Raw genomic sequence first — 15,838 nt, 5'->3', positions numbered from 1 at the left:
TCCCCGAATTCAGGAGAGATGCTGGTGGACGGTCAGTTTCAGGGTGCCATCGCGGTCGTGACGGGCGCCGGGTCGGGGATCGGCGCGGCAACGGCCCACGCGCTGGGCCGGCGGGGCGCGAGTCGGGTATACGTCCTCGATCTCGACGAGACCGGCGCGCGGACAATTGCCGAATCCGTCACCGGTGCGGTCCCGGTGGCCGTCGACGTCGCCGATCCGGTACAGGTGGCCGATGTGTTCGACACCGTGATCGCCGACACCGGGCGGGTCGACGTCGTGGTGCATGCCGCCGGCGTCGACGATCCGGTGAGCAAGGCGTGGATACAGGAGGCCGCCGAATCGGGGGATCCCGTCGACGTTCTCTCGCGACTGTCGGACGAGGCGTGGCGGAGGGTGATGGCGGTGAACCTCGACGGCACGTTTCACGTTCTGCGCGAGTCGGTCCGGAGTATGCGGGGCCGGGGCGGCGGATCCGTCGTCACCGTCGGTTCGTCGTCGGCATTCGACACATTGATCGGCTACCCGCACTACTCGGCGTCGAAGGCAGCCGTGCATGCACTGACCCAGTCGGTCGCCAAAGAGGTCCTGCCCTTCGGGATTCGGGTCAACACGGTGGCGCCGGGTCCGGTCGACACGGGGATGGCCGCGCGCACCCCGGCCCACCTGCGAGCCGCGATGGCGTCGGGACCTGCTCGGGGATACGCGACCGCGGCGGAACTCGCCGACTCGATCCTTTACCTCGCGTCCCCGGGCGCGGCGAACGTCGTGGGGGCCGTGCTGCTGAGCAACGGTGGTCGGTTCACGGTCTGAGAAGCCGCTAGGGCGCGGTCACCATCCGGATCGCCGAGTCGGAGACCGTGCGGATGAGGTCGTCGAGCGACAGCGGACCGCCGGGGCGATACCAGCGCCACACACTCACCAGGGCGCCGAGGACGAGACGGGAATAGACCACCGGGTCGCCCTGGACGAAGCTGCCCTCGTCCATGCCGCGTTTGATCAGGTCGGCCCAGTTCTTCTCGATCTCGGCGACGAGTTCCCGCGACCGGAGACGTTCGGCCTCTTCCTTGTCCGATTGACGCGGGGTGCTCAGGATGTCCATGTGATTTTGCAGGATTCGACGCTGCAGGGCGTCGATCGGCTCGCCGCGCAGCGAGGCGTCGATGGCCGATCGGAGAGCTTGTGCGGGGTCGGGGATTCCGGCGGTGCCCACGCGGAATCGCTCGACCGAGTCGGTGAGTTCGAGCCGCATGATGGTCAGCAGGCAGTGCGCCTTCGACTCGAAGTAGTGATACAGCGCCGTCTGGCCGATGCCGACCTCGCCGGCGACCGAGGCCCACTTCGTGTGCTCGTAACCGACTCTGCCGAACTGCTCGATCGCGACGGTGAGTATTCGCGCGCGTTTGGAACGGGGACCGTCCTCGCGCACCTCCGTAGCCACTGGCATGGTGACCCCCTTCTGTTCGTTGCCGAAGTATACGTCGAATGAGCTGAACTCGGGTCAAGCTGCGGACGGGAGCAGTGCGAGGATCTGCGCGATCCGCCGCCGGTGAGCAGCGGTGTCGCCGAACAATGTCTCGTTGGTGAGCGCACGCCGATAGTGGTTGTGCGCGGCGTGCTCCCACGTGAATCCGATGCCGCCGTGCAACTGGATCGCCTCCGTGGACGCGCGGACGACGACGTCTCCGCAGACCGCCCCGGCAACCGCCGCGGCGAGTCCGGCCCGGGCCGGATCGATGTCGTGGAGGGCGGCGGCGTATCGGGCGGCCGACCGTGCCCGTTCGAGGTCGACGTACATGTCCGCGAGTCGGTGCTTGATCGCCTGAAAGGACGCGATCTGCCGCCCGAACTGCCTGCGGGTCTTGGTGTGGTTGAGCGTCATGTCCACCAGTGCGCCGGCGATCCCGACGTTCTCGGCCGCCAGGGCGATGACGGCGCGGTCGCGCAGGGTCGCCACGGCTCGGGGGGGCTCGTCGGGATCGGTGAGCGCGATCGCCGATGCGTCGTCGAAGCGCAGAGCGGTGATCGGTCGGGTCGGGTCGAGGGAATCCAGCGACGTCCGCTCGACGTGGTCGTCGGTGGGGACCGCGAAGAGCATTCGGCCGGCGCCGGTTTCGGCCGTCACGAGAACGATGTCGGCGGCGGCCCCGGAGGCGACGGCCGGTGCACGCCCGGTGACGAGCCACCGCTCACCGTTGGATGCGGCGGTCAGGTCGTCGGACTCCGGCGTGAGCGAGGTCGTCGTCACGATCCGGCTGCCGTCGAGAGCGCCGGTGAGGAATTCGCCTGATTGCTCACCGGATCCGAGGAGTAGCGCGTGGACACCGATCGCGGCCGACAAGACCACCGGCTCGGGCCGCAGCGCCCGGCCGCACTCCTCGATCACCGTGCACAGTTCGGCGAGTCCGTATCCGAGACCGACCGGTTCCGGTACCGCCATGGTTGTCACCGACATCGACCCGGTCAGAGCGGACCACATCTCCGGTGAGTATCCGAGCGCGGTGGCGGCAACCCGTCGCACCTCGTCGATGTCGCCCGTTCCGAGGAGATCGCGCATGGCCGCACGCAGATCCTCCTCTTCCTCGGAGGGCAGCACCGGGACCGAGCTGTCGACGAGCCACGGCTTCGTCGACAGGTCGTCTGTGTGGCTCATCAGGGCTCCATCGCATCGGTCAACAAACTGATATCAGTTCAGTACACCAGGCGTCTGTCGCCGGGTCAACGCCCGACGGCGGAGTGGACCGCAAAACTAAAGTGAAGTAAGTTCAGTTCGTGGGAAAGGAACCGGCGCATACCCGTCGGCGCGGATCAGAGCGCGAGCACGCCCTTCATGAGGTAGGCCATCCGCGCGGCGAACTGCGGACTCTCCGAGCCGCGTCGCATGCGCACGGCGTCGTTGACGATCGAGAGTGCCGCGTGCACGGCGACCGCACCCTGATCGCGCTTGATCTCCGGGTCGACCTGCATGAGCAGATCCACCCAGCGCGCCACATAGCGGCGCTGGACATCGACGAGGTCGGTGGCGCTGGCCTGGCCGGCGAGCGCGGGGGAGTTGTTGAAGCTCACCGACAGATCCGGGGTGCTCGTGATGGTCTCGACGTAGGAATCGACCAGACCGGCAAGGAGTTTCGCAGGATCGGACGTCGCCCCGTACACGGCCATCACCCCGGCCTCCAGGCGGGCGCCGCTGCGCTGGCCGATCGCGACGAGGATGGCGAGCTTCGACGGGAAGTGCTTGTAGACACTGGGACCCGCGATACCGACGGCTCCACCGATCTCGTCGACGCCGACGTCGGTGTACCCGCGGTCGGCGAACAGTTCGGCTGCCGCGTCGAGGATCTCGTCGCGACGCGAACCCGGCACGGAGCTGACCGTCGGCGAGGTCGCGAAGGGCGGTGCCGCAGCGGGGCTCAGGGCGAGAATCCGTCGGATGAGCTTCTCGATCTCGTCGCGGGCACGCGCGCCGGACATGCGGGTGTGATGCACGGTGAGGCTACCGCTCACGCTCAACACGGCCCATGCCAACTGCACGGCCTCGCGCTCGGAGAGATCCGTCCGACGGGCCGCGAGCGCCGACGCCCAGTGGCCGATCACCTCGCGAGTACGAACCGCGACCAGTTTGTTCTGCTCGGTGGTGAGGTAGTTGCTGGTCCATCGCCACAACGACGCCGCCTGGGGTCGCTGCACGGCCAGGTCGCAGACCGTCGAGATCAGCGAGTTCGCGTCGATGCCGTCGGCGAGCGCCCGATCGGTGCAGGACTCGAGGTCGTCGACACCGGCCAGGACCGCGGCCGCCAGCAGGGACTGCTTGTCGTCGAAGTGCCGGTACACCGACGGCGCGGTGACGCCGGCCGAGCGCGCGATGTCGGCAAGCGAGACCTGCGCATACCCACGCTGCAGGAAGAGCGCGGCCGCGGAGTCGACAAGCTGTCGTTTGCGGTCGGCGCCCCGGGTGCGAGAGGTGGGTTTCCGGTCAGGCATGGTGAACAGACCATAGCGCACATTCGACAGAACGCCAGACCTCTTGACCACCGGGTATAGCCAAATAAGTTATTCCGCGTTAGCCTCGGTGGGTAACCAACCAGTGGTTCGTGTGAAAGGAACACTTTCGTGCCTGATCAAGCATTCATCTACGAGGCGATCCGTACGCCTCGTGGCAAGCAGCGCGGCGGTTCGCTGCACAGCGTGAAGCCGGTCGACCTGGTCTCCGGTCTCATCAACGAGGTCCTGTCGCGTCACGGCGGCCTCGATCCGGCCGACGTCAACGACGTCATCCTCGGTGTCGTCTCCCCGGTCGGCGAGCAGGGCGCGGTCATCTCGCGCACCGCCGCCCTCAACAGCGGTCTCCCCGAGACCGTCCCCGGCACCCAGATCAACCGCTTCTGCGCCTCGGGCCTGGAAGCCACCAACCTCGCCGCGGCCAAGGTCGCCTCGGGCTTCGACGACCTGGTTCTCGCCGGTGGCGTCGAGTCGATGTCGCGCGTACCCATGGGCAGCGACGGTGGCGCACTCTTCACCGATCCGGCCACCGCATACGACCACTACATCGTCCCGCAGGGCATCGGCGCCGACCTGATCGCCACCATCGAGGGCTTCTCGCGCGAGGACGTCGACGCCTACGCCGCCGAGTCGCAGGCTCGCGCTGAAAAGGCCTGGAACAGCGGCTACTTCACCAAGTCCGTGGTGCCCGTCAAGGACATCAACGGCGTCACGATCCTCGATCACGACGAGCACCGTCGCCCGGGCTCGACCGTCGAGAGCCTCGGCAAGCTGAAGGCCGCTTTCGCCGCCCTCGCCGACATGGCCGGCTTCGACGACGTCGCGCTGCAGAAGTACCCGAGCGTCGAGAAGATCAACCACGTCCACACCGGTGGTAACAGCTCCGGCATCGTCGACGGATCGGGCCTCGTGCTCATCGGCAGCGAAGAGGCAGGCAAGCGCAACGGCCTCACCCCGCGTGCCCGCGTCGTCTCCTTCGCCGAGATCGGCTCCGAGCCCACCATCATGCTCACCGGCCCCACCCCGGCCACCGAGCTGGCGCTGAAGAAGGCCGGCCTGACCGTCGACGACATCGACGTGTTCGAGCTGAACGAGGCCTTCGCCTCCGTCGTCATGAAGTGGATGAAGGACCTGAAGATCCCGCACGAGAAGGTCAACGTGAACGGTGGCGCGATCGCCATGGGTCACCCGCTCGGTGCAACCGGCGCGATGATCTACGGCACCTGCCTCGACGAGCTCGAGCGCACCGGCGGCCGCTACGGCCTGATCACCCTCTGCATCGGTGGCGGCATGGGCGTCGCGACCATCATCGAGCGTCTCTGACCCTTCGAGGCTCGCTTCGCTCGCTCCTCAGGGGGCAGTGAACGGCTCGCTTCGCTCGCTCCTCAGGGGGCAGCGACCACCACTTCACGAGAAAGAACTCTGCGAATCACCATGAGTGACAACATGATCAATTGGGAGAAGGACGCCGACGGCGTCGTCATCCTGACCATGGACGACCCCAACCAGGGCGCCAACACGATGAACGCGCTCTACCAGGAGTCGATGGCCGCGACCGTCGACCGCCTGGAGGCCGAGAAGGACGACATCACCGGTGTCGTGCTCACCTCTGCGAAGAAGACCTTCTTCGCCGGTGGCGATCTGAAGGACATGACCAGCGATCGCACGGGTGTCTCCAAGGAGGAGATCGCCACGCAGATCACCGAGACGACCAACGGCATGAAGAAGGTGCTGCGTCGGCTCGAGACCCTGGGCAAGCCGGTCGTCGCCGCGATCAACGGCGCCGCACTCGGTGGCGGCCTGGAGATCGCGCTGCACACCCACTACCGCATCGCCGCGGACGTCAAGGGTGTTCAGATCGGTCTGCCCGAGGCCACCCTCGGCCTGCTGCCCGGCGGCGGTGGCGTCGTGCGTACCGTCCGTCTGCTCGGTATCCAGAACGCCCTCATGGGTGTTCTGCTCCAGGGTCAGCGCTTCAACCCGACCAAGGCCAAGGAGACCGGCCTGGTCAACGAGGTCGTCGGCTCCATCGAGGAACTGATCCCCGCCGCCAAGGCCTGGATCAAGGAGAACCCCGAGGCCCAGCAGCCGTTCGACGTCAAGGGTTACAAGATCCCGGGCGGTGCTCCCACCAACCCGGCGTTCGCGGCCAACCTCCCGGCGCTGCCGGCCCTGCTGCGCAAGCAGATCAAGGGCGCCAATATGCCTGCGCCGCGTGCCATCCTGGCCGCCGCGGTCGAGGGTGCCTACGTCGACGTCGACACCGCGGACATCATCGAGACCCGCTACTTCGTCTCGCTGGTCACCGGTCAGGTCGCGCAGAACATGATCAAGGCGTTCTTCTTCGACCTCCAGCACATCAACGGCGGCGGCTCGCGCCCCGAGGGTTACGACAAGTTCACCGCCAAGAAGGTCGGCGTCATCGGCGCCGGAATGATGGGCGCGGCAATCGCTTACGTGTCGGCGAAGGCCGGCATCGAGGTCGTCCTCAAGGACATCGACCTCGACGCTGCCAAGCGCGGCAAGGGGTACTCGGAGAAGCTCGAGGAGAAGGCTCTCGCCAAGGGCAAGACCACCCAGGAGAAGAGCGACGCACTCCTCGCCCGCATCCACCCGACCGTCGACGCCGCCGACTTCAAGGGTGTCGACCTCGTCATCGAGGCCGCCTTCGAGTCGGTCGAGGTCAAGCACAAGGTGTTCCAGGAGATCGAGGACATCGTCGAGCCCGATGCCGTCCTGGGTTCCAACACCTCGACCCTGCCGATCACCATCCTCGCCGAGGGTGTGAAGCGGTCCGAGGACTTCATCGGAATCCACTTCTTCTCGCCGGTCGACAAGATGCCGCTGGTCGAGATCATCAAGGGTGAGAAGACCTCGGATGCCGTGCTGGCCAAGGTCATCGACTACACGCTGGCGATCCGCAAGACCCCGATCATCGTCAACGACAGCCGTGGCTTCTTCACCAGCCGCGTCATCGGCACCTTCGTCAACGAGGCCATCGCGGCCGTCGGCGAGGGCGTCGAGCCGGCGTTCATCGAGCACGCGGGCACCCAGGCCGGCTACCCGGCCGCGCCGCTGCAGCTCATGGACGAGCTGACCCTGACCCTGCCGCAGAAGATCCGCAAGGAGACCGAGGCAGCGGCCAAGGCCGAGGGCAAGGACTTCCCGCAGCACGGCTCGAACGCCGTCGTCGACTGGATGGTCGACAACGGTCGCACTGCCAAGAAGGACGGCAAGGGCTTCTACGACTACGACGAGAACGGCAAGCGCACCCAGCTCTGGCCGGGCCTGCGTGAGCACTTCAAGTCGGGCACCACGGAGATCCCGCTCGAGGACATGAAGGAGCGCATGCTCTTCGCCGAGTCGCTCGAGACCGTCAAGTGCTTCGACGAAGGTGTGCTCACCTCGGTCGAGGACGCCAACATCGGTTCGATCTTCGGCATCGGCTTCCCCGCGTGGACCGGTGGTGTCATCCAGTACATCAACGGCTACGAGGGTGGCGTGCCCGGCTTCGTCGCGCGCGCCAAGGACCTCGCCGGCAAGTACGGCAAGCACTTCGAGCCGCCGGCCTCGCTGGTCGAGAAGGCCGAGCAGGGTGTCACCAAGCTGACCAACGAGAACCTCGCTGCGAAGTAGGGCTTTCGCTGGGTGACCAGCAGACAACAAGGGCCCCGGCCGGATTCGTTCCGGCCGGGGCTCTTGTGTTCTCCGGACCACCAATGTCGCTCCCGCGTCGCCGTTTCCGTCCCGCTGATTGGATCGGATAAGCGGGACGGAAACGAGGCCGCGGGAGCTCAGTCGTCCGGCGGCGCCTCGGCGCCCCCGACGCTGAGCACGACGCGGGCGCCGTATGGCACCGACTCGACGAGGCGCAGCTGCGCCAGCGCCGGGTGGGCGTCGAGCAACCGGCCCGCGTTGGCCAGCGCGCGCAGCGCGGCGGTCTCGGCGCGAGCCGCCTCGAGCTTGGCCAGACCGCGTGTCTTGGCGGTGATGACCTCGAGTGCGGCACTGCGGACCTCGGCCGGGACGATGACGTCGCGGACGACCGCTTCGAGAACGTCCATGCCCACGGTGCCCGCGGCCCGGGCCGCTGCGACGCGGATCGGCTCGACGTCGACGGAGTCGCCGCGACGCACGAGGTCGTCCGACTCGACGCCGGCGCAGACCTCACGCAGCGCGATCTGGGCGGCCAGGTAGACCGCGCCGATCGGATCGGAGGCTCGTTCGACGAAGGCGACTGCGTCGATCACGCGGGCGCGCAACGTCATCGAGATACGGACGGCCATCGAGTCGGCGGTGAGGATCTCCTGCGGCGAGACCTGGATCAGGCGCTCTCGCAGGTCGACGCTGAGCGTGGCGTCGGGCTTGCGCACGCGGTGACGACCGGTGGGGAGCGTCTGGACCTCGGTACCCCGGTAGGCCAGCACGGTGTGGCCCGGTGGGACGGTGATTCGATTGTGGAACAGCATGGCGATCCTCCTTTCCGTTGCGTCGCAATGCTTGTCGGGTGTGAGGATTCGGATGGCGACACCGCTCGCGGGCGGGCCGGCCGATGGGGTGCGACGCGGGGTCGCGCACGACCCGGACGACGACCGCAGAACCGACCGGGCCCGTGCTCCCGGGAGCAGTGCCGTGTCAGGACTCGAACCTGCTCGGGAGGTATCCCTTGCCATCTGAAGGCGGACGAGGATTCCGACGCGCAGAAACACTTCGCGGTATCCCGCTCCGGTCTGCTGGTCCTCGTGCCGAACGGGCACTATGCCAGCGTCGTGCTGTGGGGCGCAACGGATTATCGAGCATCGCCTCGCTCCCTGAGGAGCGAGCTTGCGAGCGTCACGAAGGGTCCTGGTGAGATGCGTGGGAGACCCTTCGTGACGCGCCCTCCGCAAGCTCCGGGCGCTCCTCAGGGAGCGGAGGGGCGGCGCACGCACCGGTCGCGGGCCCGAGCACTTACTCGGCGCGCATCCTCGGCTTCGGCACCTGGGTGGGGCGTCGTACGCTGGGGTGCAACGGATCATCGGCCGCCACGAATCCGATGGAACCGATGGGCGCCGCGACACGTCCAAGTGTTCGTGATCCCGATACCCACGGATCGTTCCGGTCTGATCCTGCGTGAGAACGCGGTGCGTGCCGGACTCTCCGATGCCGACCTCGACGAGGCGGTGACCCGCGATCACCTGGTGTGTCTCGGTCCCGGCGTGTTCGCGCTCGCGGTCGGTTATCTGCTGTGGTCGCGCGCGTGCTGATCGCGTTCGGCGACCGGTCCGTCACGACGTGGGTGGGACGACGAGCGGTGCACCGGGGTGATACCCGGTGCACCGCTCGTCGAATGGGTTCGACGCGTCAGGCCTGCCTGCCGATCGCGTGGCCGTTCATCGTCTGGCTGGTCATCGCCGGTCCGCCGACCGTCGTGCGGTCCCCGGCTTCCGGACCGTCGAGCCGTCCCGTCGCGGCGGCATCTTCGGGCACCTTCGATTCCGTGCGGCGGAGCAGCAGGACGAGTGCAAGCGCCACCGCGACCGGGGCGCACGCGATCAGCACGATGGCGCTCGTCGACAGACCGAGTCCGATCAGGGCGCCGCCGACGATCGGGCCGACCACCGAGCCGAGGCGACCCATCGAGGAGGCCCAACCGACTCCCGTCGCGGCGGTGGCCTGCGGGTAGATCGACACCGCCACGGCGGCCTGCCCGATCATGCCGGCCTGCAGTCCGAGCCCGACGCCGCCGAACACCAAGAGCAGCAACGCCTTGTCGGCGCCGAGGAACGCGGACAGGATCAGGAACACGATGGCCGCCACCGTGGTGCCGGCGAGGATCGAGCTCATCCGGTACCGGGTCGCGCCGAGGATCAGCACACCCGCACCGACGATGCTGCCGACGCCCAGTGCCGCCGACCCGAGTGGTGCCAGACCCGTGCTGAAGCCGTAACTCGTCAGGAGGGTGGGCAGCCAGGACGAGAAGATGTAGAAGACCGAGAACACCATGAAGGCGAAGCCCCAGAGCAGCAGGGTCCGACCGCGGACCTCGGGGTCGAACAACCGTGCCACGGCCGCGTGGTGGCGGGCCTCAGAGCCCGGGGTCACACCGGTCAGCGTGCGCTCGTCGGGCAGCCACACCCACAGGAAGGGGAACAGGGCCGCAGAGGCGATGGCGCCCGCGACGAACACCGACGGCCAACCGTATGCCGACACCAGCCGAGTACCCAGCAGTCCGGCGATGAGCGCACCCATCGAGATGCCCATCGTGACGAACACCGCGATCGACTGCCGGTGCCGGGCGGGGTTGAGTGCAGTCGCCTGCGCCACGGCCGCCGGCATGACCGCGCCGAGACCGAAGCCGGTGATCAGGCGCAGCGCGCTCAGCTCGACGATGTTGCCGGCCCATGCCGTCAGCAGACTGCCGATCGTAAACACGATGACCGCGGCGAGGATGACCTTGCGGCAGCCGAACCGTGCGGTGAGCCGGCCGACCGCGATGTAACCCAGGGCGACACCGAGGCTGGTCAGCGACAGGGCGGGGGTGAAGTGGGAGGCGGGGACACCCCAGTCCTCCTTGAGCGCCGGCACGGAGAGGCCGAGGGCGATGGTGTCGTAGCCGTCGAGCACGACGGCGATGAAGGCGAGGATCAGGACCGGCCAGTTGGGTCTGTCGACGGCCGGTGCTGAGTTGTTCGGGCTGGAGTTGAGAGTTGGTCCGCTCACGATGGCGTCCTCGGGGTGTAGTCGGCGTGGCTGACGCCGGTTCGAGTGATACTAGTCGGCCGCGGGCGCGGCCTTCGGGAGAAATCCCTGTGCCTCGACCTCGACGCTGAGGCCAGGCTCGACCAGTGCCGACACCTCGACGAGGGTCGAACACGGGAAGTCCCCGGAGAAAACCGCGCTCCGGGCGCGTCCGACAGCTGCCTTGTCGGCGATGTCGGTGACGTAGATGCGCAACACGACGATGTCGTCGACGGAAGCGCCGCACGCCTCCGTCAGTGCGCGCACGCGGCGGAAGGTCTCGACCGCCTGCGCGTGGGTGTCGTCGCCACCCACCGGACCGTCCGGCCCGCCGGCGTGCATCCCCGAGAGGAAGAACTGGTCGCCGACGACGCGGGCGTTGCTGAACATGTCCCGACGGGGCGGCTCCGCGACGTCGGGGTGTCCGACCCGGGTCATGAGGTCACCGCCGAACGTCGCGCATCGGACTCACGCGTCAGTCGTTCGCGGACCGGCAGGAAGTCGTACGTCGGGTAGAAGTCGGTGGCGAAGGTGCCCCACGCCCGGCGTTCCAGTTCGACGTTCACCGCGGGCAGCCGGTCCGCCGGTAGGCGGAGGGTGACGATCTGACCGATACCCATGGCCACGACCCAGGAGACGACCTCGCATCCCTCGGGCGGAAAGCCGTGCCACCAGTCGTTCTCGTCGAGCCGACCCTGCAACTGGTCGAGGTTCTGGCTCTGATCGTGGCGCAGCACCACGGTGAGCAGCATCGACCCGTCGGTGCTCATGCGTTCGCTGCGACGAGTTGTTCGGCCTGCGCGACGGCGTCGGCGCGGTAGATCCGTCGAATCCGGGAGACACCCAGATCGTGCTGGTACAGGTGCTCCTCACGATCGGCGTCACCGGCGAGCGCCTCGAGGACCAGCCGGTCCTGTTCGAGGACCTCCCAGTGCTTGGCCTCCAGCGTCGTGCGGTAGAGGAACCGCCAGGTCTCACGTTCCCATCCGCTCACCCGCCGGGTGCGCCAATGGAAGATGGCCGACGTCGACCGGTCGATGGGCGTGCTCATCCCGACGATCCCGAACACACCGCCGGGGCCGGCGCCGGGGCCGTACGGGATCTCGAGGTCGACGTAGTCCATCGATCCGCGGACGAACTCCACCCAGTCGAAGTTCACGCCGCGCTGGTCGGTCTTCTCGAAGAAGAAGCCGCGGTCGGTCTCCCGGATGCGGAACCGTGCGGAGGTGTCGCCACCGAACATCGAATGGGAGTTGCGGTGCAGGAAGGCGCCGTGCATGGGGTCGAGGACGTTGTCCATGTAGAACCGCCACGGGCCCGCCCACTCGGCGAAGTTGCCGAACCAGGACACCTCGGGATCGGACAGCCGGTCGGGCAACACGAACGGGGTCGGCACCGAATCCGCGGTCAGCGGCAGGAACGCGAAGATCGTGTCGGCGGCCTCGACCACCTCGAGCGACACCGTCGCCCGGCGGCCCTCGAGGGCACATCCCGGCATGCCCGGCACCGACACCACGGTGCCCTCGCCGTCGACCTGGACGCCGTGGTACGCGCAGGCGATGCGGTCGCCGAGGTGTTGGCCGACCGACAACGGAGCGCTGCGGTGTGGGCACCGGTCCTCGAGCATGCGGACCCGTCCCTGGGCGTCGCGGAACAGCACCCAGTCGACCTCGAGTCGGCGGACCGGGACCATGGCGCCGGGTTCGAGCATGCGCGACGGGAGGATCGGGTACCAGCGGTCCCGGAGGCCCGTCGCCGCGATCTCGTCGGCGTCGAGGTGACGACGGGTGCCGACGGCGTAGGTCGGTGTGCGTCGCGCGGGACGTTCGCGGGTTGCGGACCGGGTGCCGGGGGTGGGCTGTGTGGTGGTCATGTCATTTCCCCAATCTGCGCATCTCGGCGCGGAAGGCCTCGGCGGTCCACGGACCACCGTCGGGTCCGTGGAGGCCGAGGGCGTTCAGGCCGTCGGTGACCTCGTCGAGAGTCGTTGCCCCGGCGGTGAAGATCTCGGTGACGGACCCGGCGAGCTTGAGCTCATACGGTGTCAGCGGCTCCGGATGGGTCTGGTGTGTCTCGAGGTAGGGCTCGCGGGCTGGGCGAGTCATCATCGGAGTACTCCTTCGTCGATGAGTGGTGTGGGCTGGGCGAGGAGGCGGCCGTCACGGGCGGCGAGGCCCTCGGCGATCGCGACGAACGAGACGGTCCACTCCTCGAAGGACTCCCGGCACTCGGTATGCGCGGGGACGGGCGCGCCGTCGAGGACGACGAAGACGCCGTTGTCAATGTCGCCGGCGAGCGTCTGCGCCGCATCGAGATCGGTGTCGGCGTTTGGCGCCGACGCGAGAACCAGGGTCGGAACCCGAACGGACGGGAGTAGATTCGTTGTCTCTGCGGTGAGCGGCGCGGGCTCGGCCAGGATCAGGCTCAGCACGAGGTCGGGGTTCTCGACGGCCAGGGCGATCGCGTCGGCGACGTCGGTGCCGGAGGCGAAGACATGGGCCTGGTCCCCGGACCGGACCCGCGTCGCGATGTCGTCGTCCCACCAAAGGGCCGGGGCGGTCATCAGTGGGCCCCAGAGGAATCGAGCCCAGAGGAATCGAGCCCAGAGGAATGGAGCTCAGACGGGACGTGCACCGGCGGGACGAACGGCCCGGGGGCGGGGTCGACGGCCTCGACATCCACCTCGATGAACGACGGGCCGCCGCGGTTGACCGCGGCCTCGAGGGCGTCGGCGATGACGCCCGGGCCGCGCACGAGCCGGTAGGGGATGTCCATCGCTGCCGCGAGCAGGTCGAAGCGCGGCGTGTGCAGGTCGACGCCGGAGCGCCGGAAACCGTTCTTCTGCTGCATGTTCCGCAGCACCCCGTACCCGCCGTCGTTGAACACCAGCACGATGACGTGCGCACCCGAGCCGGCCAGGGAGGCGAGCTCGCCGAGGTGCACCGACAACCCACCGTCGCCGGCGACGACGAGGGTCGGGGCGTCGGGCCGGGCGTGGGCCGCACCGATCCCCATCGCGAGTCCCTGTCCGATCCCGCCGCCGAGGGGGAAGATGTTGGTGCCGCGCTCGTAGATCGGGAGCAGGCGGTTGCCCCACTGGCTCGACGGGATCGTCACGTCGCGGGCGATCACCGAGCGACGCGGTAGCGCATCGCGGATCGCCGTGCAGACCTCGGCGTAGCCACCGATGTAGGTCGTGAGATCGTCGCGGACCTCCTCGCGCACGGCGGTCACGCGGCGCGGCCACTCGTCGGCGGTCGCGACCGCGTCCAGCTGGGCCAGCAGAGCAGTGATCGTCGGTGCGGCGTCTCCGACGAGTCCGACCGCGGCCGGGTAGACCCGCCCGATCGTCGTCGGTTCGACGTCGATCTGGATGATGTTCTCCGGGAGTGAGAGTGAGTAGGACGCGGTCTCGTTCGACCGGAAGTGGGTACCGACGGCGAGGAGCACGTCGGCGTCGTCGAGCAGAGCCCGCACCGCGGGGGTGGTCGCGAAGTTGCCGATGACGAGTGGGACGTCCTCGGCGACGATTCCGCGCCCGGAGTTGCTGGTGACGATGCCCGCGCCGAGGAATCGAGCGAACTCGGCGATCTGCTCACCGGCGCCGGCCGCACCGCCGCCCAGCCACAGCAGGGGCCGCTCGGCGGTGCGGAGCAGATCGGCGGCGCGGGCGACGGACTCCGCGTCGGCGACGGGCGTCGTCACCGTGACCGACGGCGCCGGTCGCTGGGCGTCCGGGGAGGCGAGATACTGGAGGTCCGTGGGCCATTCGACGCTGGCCGGTCCCGTGGGTGCGGCGAGGACATGCGCGATCGCGGACTCGAGTTCGGCCTCGACGTCCTTGGCCTCGGTGATGGTCGTGGAGTACGCCGAGATCGCGTCGAGCATCTGCGGCTGACCCGGGAACTCATGGATGACACCGCGACTCGCGGCCGGACGCCCGGGGGCGAGGAACTCGCTCTCGATCTGGCCGGTGATGTGCAGGACGCGACTGCCCGCGGTCAGGGCCTCCACCATCGAACCGGCAGCGTTACCTGCTCCGGTACCGGTACTGGTCAGCGCAACGCCGAGACCGCCGGACGCACGGGCGAATCCGTCGGCGGCGTTGACCGCGGCCGCCTCGTGCCGCATCTCGACGAACCGCAGGTCGCGGTCGACGGCTTCGACGAGCGGAAGGTTGTGGATACTGATCACCCCGAAGACGGTGGTGACGCCGTGCCGGCGGAGCACATCGACGAGGACGTCACCGCCGGTCGGTCGGCGGCTTCCGGTGTGTTCGGTCATCGGCTGGTTCTCCTGTTGCTGGGCTGGGTTGGTCGGGCTCTGCCGGGGTCAGACATAGCGGTGCACCCCGCCGCCGACCTCGAGCGTGGCGCCGGTCGTGTAGCTGTTCCGCGGCGAGAGCAGGGTGGTGATGGGGAATGCGAGTTCGTCGGCGGAACCGAAGCGGCCCAGTGCGATTCCCCGGTCGTCGGCGATCTCGGCACTCCAGGCCGCGAAGTCGTCGGCGCCGCTCTCGACGAACCGGCGCTGCCACTGTCCGGTGTCGATGAGGCCGAGCAGCACCGAGTTGACCCGTGTCCCGTCGGTCGCGAGCTCCTCGGCGAGCGAGCTCGACAGGTTCAGCAGGCCCGCCCGGGCCGCCGACGTGACGGCCAGGCGGGTTTCGGGTTGCCGGGACAGGATGGCGTTGACGATCACCACGGCACCGCGGTCCGACGCCGCGAGCGCGGCGCGGGTGGCGCGTATGACGTGCAGCGCACCGAAGATCTTCAGGTCGAACTCGTCGCGGATCTCCTCGTCGGTGGTCTCGTCGAGGGTGCGCATGAGCGACCGCCCCGCGTTGCAGACCACGCCGTCGAGACCACCGAGCCGGTCGACGGCGGTGGCGACGAAGGCATCGACGGACGCGCGGCTGGTGACATCGCATGACGCGGTGACCACGTCGGTGATCGCGGCGAGATCGGCTGTCGCGGAACGAAGACGGTCCTCGTCACGGGCACAGAGCGCCAGGCGGGCGCCTTCCTCGGCGAGCAACCGGGCGGTGGCGAGGCCGATCCCGGAGCTCGCGCCGGTGATCAACACTCGGCGACCGGCGAGCTGCAGGTCCATGGGTACTCCT

16 protein-coding genes are annotated in these 15,838 nt (G+C 68.4%); 4 read left to right on the top strand and 12 right to left on the bottom strand.

Features of this window, described 5'->3' with window-relative positions; all coding sequences use genetic code 11:
* Positions 1-18: 18 nt before the first annotated feature.
* A complete protein-coding gene (locus tag ABIC25_RS13665) occupies positions 19-810 on the top strand; it encodes an SDR family NAD(P)-dependent oxidoreductase (protein WP_308219779.1) in 792 nt (263 codons plus the stop codon).
* A 7-nt stretch (positions 811-817) separates the two neighbouring features.
* Here the strand turns inward: ABIC25_RS13665 and ABIC25_RS13660 are convergent, their stop codons facing one another.
* The 3 genes from ABIC25_RS13660 to ABIC25_RS13650 all read right to left on the bottom strand — a co-directional run bounded on the left by ABIC25_RS13660 (position 818) and on the right by ABIC25_RS13650 (position 3,978).
* Positions 818-1,444: a TetR/AcrR family transcriptional regulator gene (locus ABIC25_RS13660; RefSeq protein ID WP_064570458.1), complete on the bottom strand. Its 627-nt coding sequence runs from the start codon at positions 1,442-1,444 to the stop codon at positions 818-820.
* A gap of 54 nt (positions 1,445-1,498) precedes the next feature.
* Positions 1,499-2,650, bottom strand: coding sequence for an acyl-CoA dehydrogenase family protein (locus ABIC25_RS13655; RefSeq protein WP_354561863.1), 1,152 nt, complete (start codon positions 2,648-2,650; stop codon positions 1,499-1,501).
* Between the two features lie 155 nt (positions 2,651-2,805).
* A complete protein-coding gene (locus ABIC25_RS13650) occupies positions 2,806-3,978 on the bottom strand; it encodes a TetR/AcrR family transcriptional regulator (RefSeq protein ID WP_248643924.1) in 1,173 nt (390 codons plus the stop codon).
* Positions 3,979-4,107: 129 nt separating this feature from the next.
* Here ABIC25_RS13650 and ABIC25_RS13645 point away from each other — a divergent pair, with 129 nt between their 5' ends.
* Entirely contained in the window at positions 4,108-5,319 is a 1,212-nt protein-coding gene (locus ABIC25_RS13645) for an acetyl-CoA C-acetyltransferase (protein ID WP_004018964.1), read from the top strand.
* A 111-nt stretch (positions 5,320-5,430) separates the two neighbouring features.
* Positions 5,431-7,632, top strand: coding sequence for a 3-hydroxyacyl-CoA dehydrogenase NAD-binding domain-containing protein (locus ABIC25_RS13640; RefSeq protein ID WP_354561861.1), 2,202 nt, complete (start codon positions 5,431-5,433; stop codon positions 7,630-7,632).
* 158 nt (positions 7,633-7,790) lie between these two features.
* Here the strand turns inward: ABIC25_RS13640 and ABIC25_RS13635 are convergent, their stop codons facing one another.
* Positions 7,791-8,465: a slipin family protein gene (locus ABIC25_RS13635; RefSeq protein WP_239402302.1), complete on the bottom strand. Its 675-nt coding sequence runs from the start codon at positions 8,463-8,465 to the stop codon at positions 7,791-7,793.
* 603 nt (positions 8,466-9,068) lie between these two features.
* Here ABIC25_RS13635 and ABIC25_RS13630 point away from each other — a divergent pair.
* Positions 9,069-9,242, top strand: a complete 174-nt coding sequence (locus tag ABIC25_RS13630; RefSeq protein ID WP_167550902.1) for a hypothetical protein — start codon at positions 9,069-9,071, stop codon at positions 9,240-9,242.
* Between the two features lie 97 nt (positions 9,243-9,339).
* Here ABIC25_RS13630 and ABIC25_RS13625 read toward each other — a convergent pair whose 3' ends face one another.
* From ABIC25_RS13625 to ABIC25_RS13590, 8 genes are read right to left on the bottom strand one after another with little or no spacing between them, the layout of a single operon-like run.
* Positions 9,340-10,698 (bottom strand): MFS transporter, encoded by a 1,359-nt coding sequence (locus ABIC25_RS13625; RefSeq protein WP_239402301.1) that lies wholly within the window; start codon positions 10,696-10,698, stop codon positions 9,340-9,342.
* Between the two features lie 51 nt (positions 10,699-10,749).
* Positions 10,750-11,154, bottom strand: a complete 405-nt coding sequence (locus ABIC25_RS13620) for a RidA family protein (protein WP_064570455.1) — start codon at positions 11,152-11,154, stop codon at positions 10,750-10,752.
* A complete protein-coding gene (locus tag ABIC25_RS13615; RefSeq protein ID WP_004018953.1) occupies positions 11,151-11,486 on the bottom strand; it encodes a hypothetical protein in 336 nt (111 codons plus the stop codon). Before ABIC25_RS13615 ends, ABIC25_RS13620 begins: the two co-directional genes overlap by 4 nt.
* Positions 11,483-12,589 (bottom strand): Rieske 2Fe-2S domain-containing protein, encoded by a 1,107-nt coding sequence (locus ABIC25_RS13610; RefSeq protein WP_004018952.1) that lies wholly within the window; start codon positions 12,587-12,589, stop codon positions 11,483-11,485. Before ABIC25_RS13610 ends, ABIC25_RS13615 begins: the two co-directional genes overlap by 4 nt.
* A 1-nt stretch (position 12,590) precedes the next feature.
* Positions 12,591-12,824, bottom strand: a complete 234-nt coding sequence (locus ABIC25_RS13605; RefSeq protein ID WP_354561858.1) for a recombinase-like helix-turn-helix domain-containing protein — start codon at positions 12,822-12,824, stop codon at positions 12,591-12,593.
* Positions 12,821-13,279: a hydrolase gene (locus ABIC25_RS13600; protein ID WP_238423244.1), complete on the bottom strand. Its 459-nt coding sequence runs from the start codon at positions 13,277-13,279 to the stop codon at positions 12,821-12,823. The genes ABIC25_RS13605 and ABIC25_RS13600 overlap by 4 nt, the downstream gene beginning before the upstream one ends.
* Entirely contained in the window at positions 13,279-15,000 is a 1,722-nt protein-coding gene (locus ABIC25_RS13595) for a thiamine pyrophosphate-binding protein (protein ID WP_354561857.1), read from the bottom strand. Before ABIC25_RS13595 ends, ABIC25_RS13600 begins: the two co-directional genes overlap by 1 nt.
* A 48-nt stretch (positions 15,001-15,048) precedes the next feature.
* Positions 15,049-15,828, bottom strand: coding sequence for an SDR family oxidoreductase (locus ABIC25_RS13590; protein ID WP_004018947.1), 780 nt, complete (start codon positions 15,826-15,828; stop codon positions 15,049-15,051).
* Between the last annotated feature and the right edge of the window lie 10 nt (positions 15,829-15,838).

Source organism: Gordonia sp. PvP123 (assembly GCF_040547295.1).
GTDB lineage: Bacteria > Actinomycetota > Actinomycetes > Mycobacteriales > Mycobacteriaceae > Gordonia > Gordonia terrae.
The sequence above is the reverse complement of the archived record's forward strand: the minus strand, read 5'-3'. Positions and strand labels throughout refer to the sequence as shown.

What these genes read in the sequence shown, in the direction of transcription:
- ABIC25_RS13595 (WP_354561857.1), bottom strand. Translation starts at nt 15,000, where the DNA reads ATGACCGAACACACCGGAAGCCGCCGACCGACCGGCGGTGACGTCCTC.
- ABIC25_RS13660 (WP_064570458.1), bottom strand. Translation starts at nt 1,444, where the DNA reads ATGCCAGTGGCTACGGAGGTGCGCGAGGACGGTCCCCGTTCCAAACGC.
- ABIC25_RS13655 (WP_354561863.1), bottom strand. Translation starts at nt 2,650, where the DNA reads ATGAGCCACACAGACGACCTGTCGACGAAGCCGTGGCTCGTCGACAGC.
- ABIC25_RS13605 (WP_354561858.1), bottom strand. Translation starts at nt 12,824, where the DNA reads ATGATGACTCGCCCAGCCCGCGAGCCCTACCTCGAGACACACCAGACC.
- ABIC25_RS13620 (WP_064570455.1), bottom strand. Translation starts at nt 11,154, where the DNA reads ATGACCCGGGTCGGACACCCCGACGTCGCGGAGCCGCCCCGTCGGGAC.
- ABIC25_RS13615 (WP_004018953.1), bottom strand. Translation starts at nt 11,486, where the DNA reads ATGAGCACCGACGGGTCGATGCTGCTCACCGTGGTGCTGCGCCACGAT.
- ABIC25_RS13635 (WP_239402302.1), bottom strand. Translation starts at nt 8,465, where the DNA reads ATGCTGTTCCACAATCGAATCACCGTCCCACCGGGCCACACCGTGCTG.
- ABIC25_RS13610 (WP_004018952.1), bottom strand. Translation starts at nt 12,589, where the DNA reads ATGACCACCACACAGCCCACCCCCGGCACCCGGTCCGCAACCCGCGAA.
- ABIC25_RS13650 (WP_248643924.1), bottom strand. Translation starts at nt 3,978, where the DNA reads ATGCCTGACCGGAAACCCACCTCTCGCACCCGGGGCGCCGACCGCAAA.
- ABIC25_RS13600 (WP_238423244.1), bottom strand. Translation starts at nt 13,279, where the DNA reads ATGACCGCCCCGGCCCTTTGGTGGGACGACGACATCGCGACGCGGGTC.
- ABIC25_RS13665 (WP_308219779.1), top strand. Translation starts at nt 19, where the DNA reads ATGCTGGTGGACGGTCAGTTTCAGGGTGCCATCGCGGTCGTGACGGGC.
- ABIC25_RS13640 (WP_354561861.1), top strand. Translation starts at nt 5,431, where the DNA reads ATGAGTGACAACATGATCAATTGGGAGAAGGACGCCGACGGCGTCGTC.
- ABIC25_RS13590 (WP_004018947.1), bottom strand. Translation starts at nt 15,828, where the DNA reads ATGGACCTGCAGCTCGCCGGTCGCCGAGTGTTGATCACCGGCGCGAGC.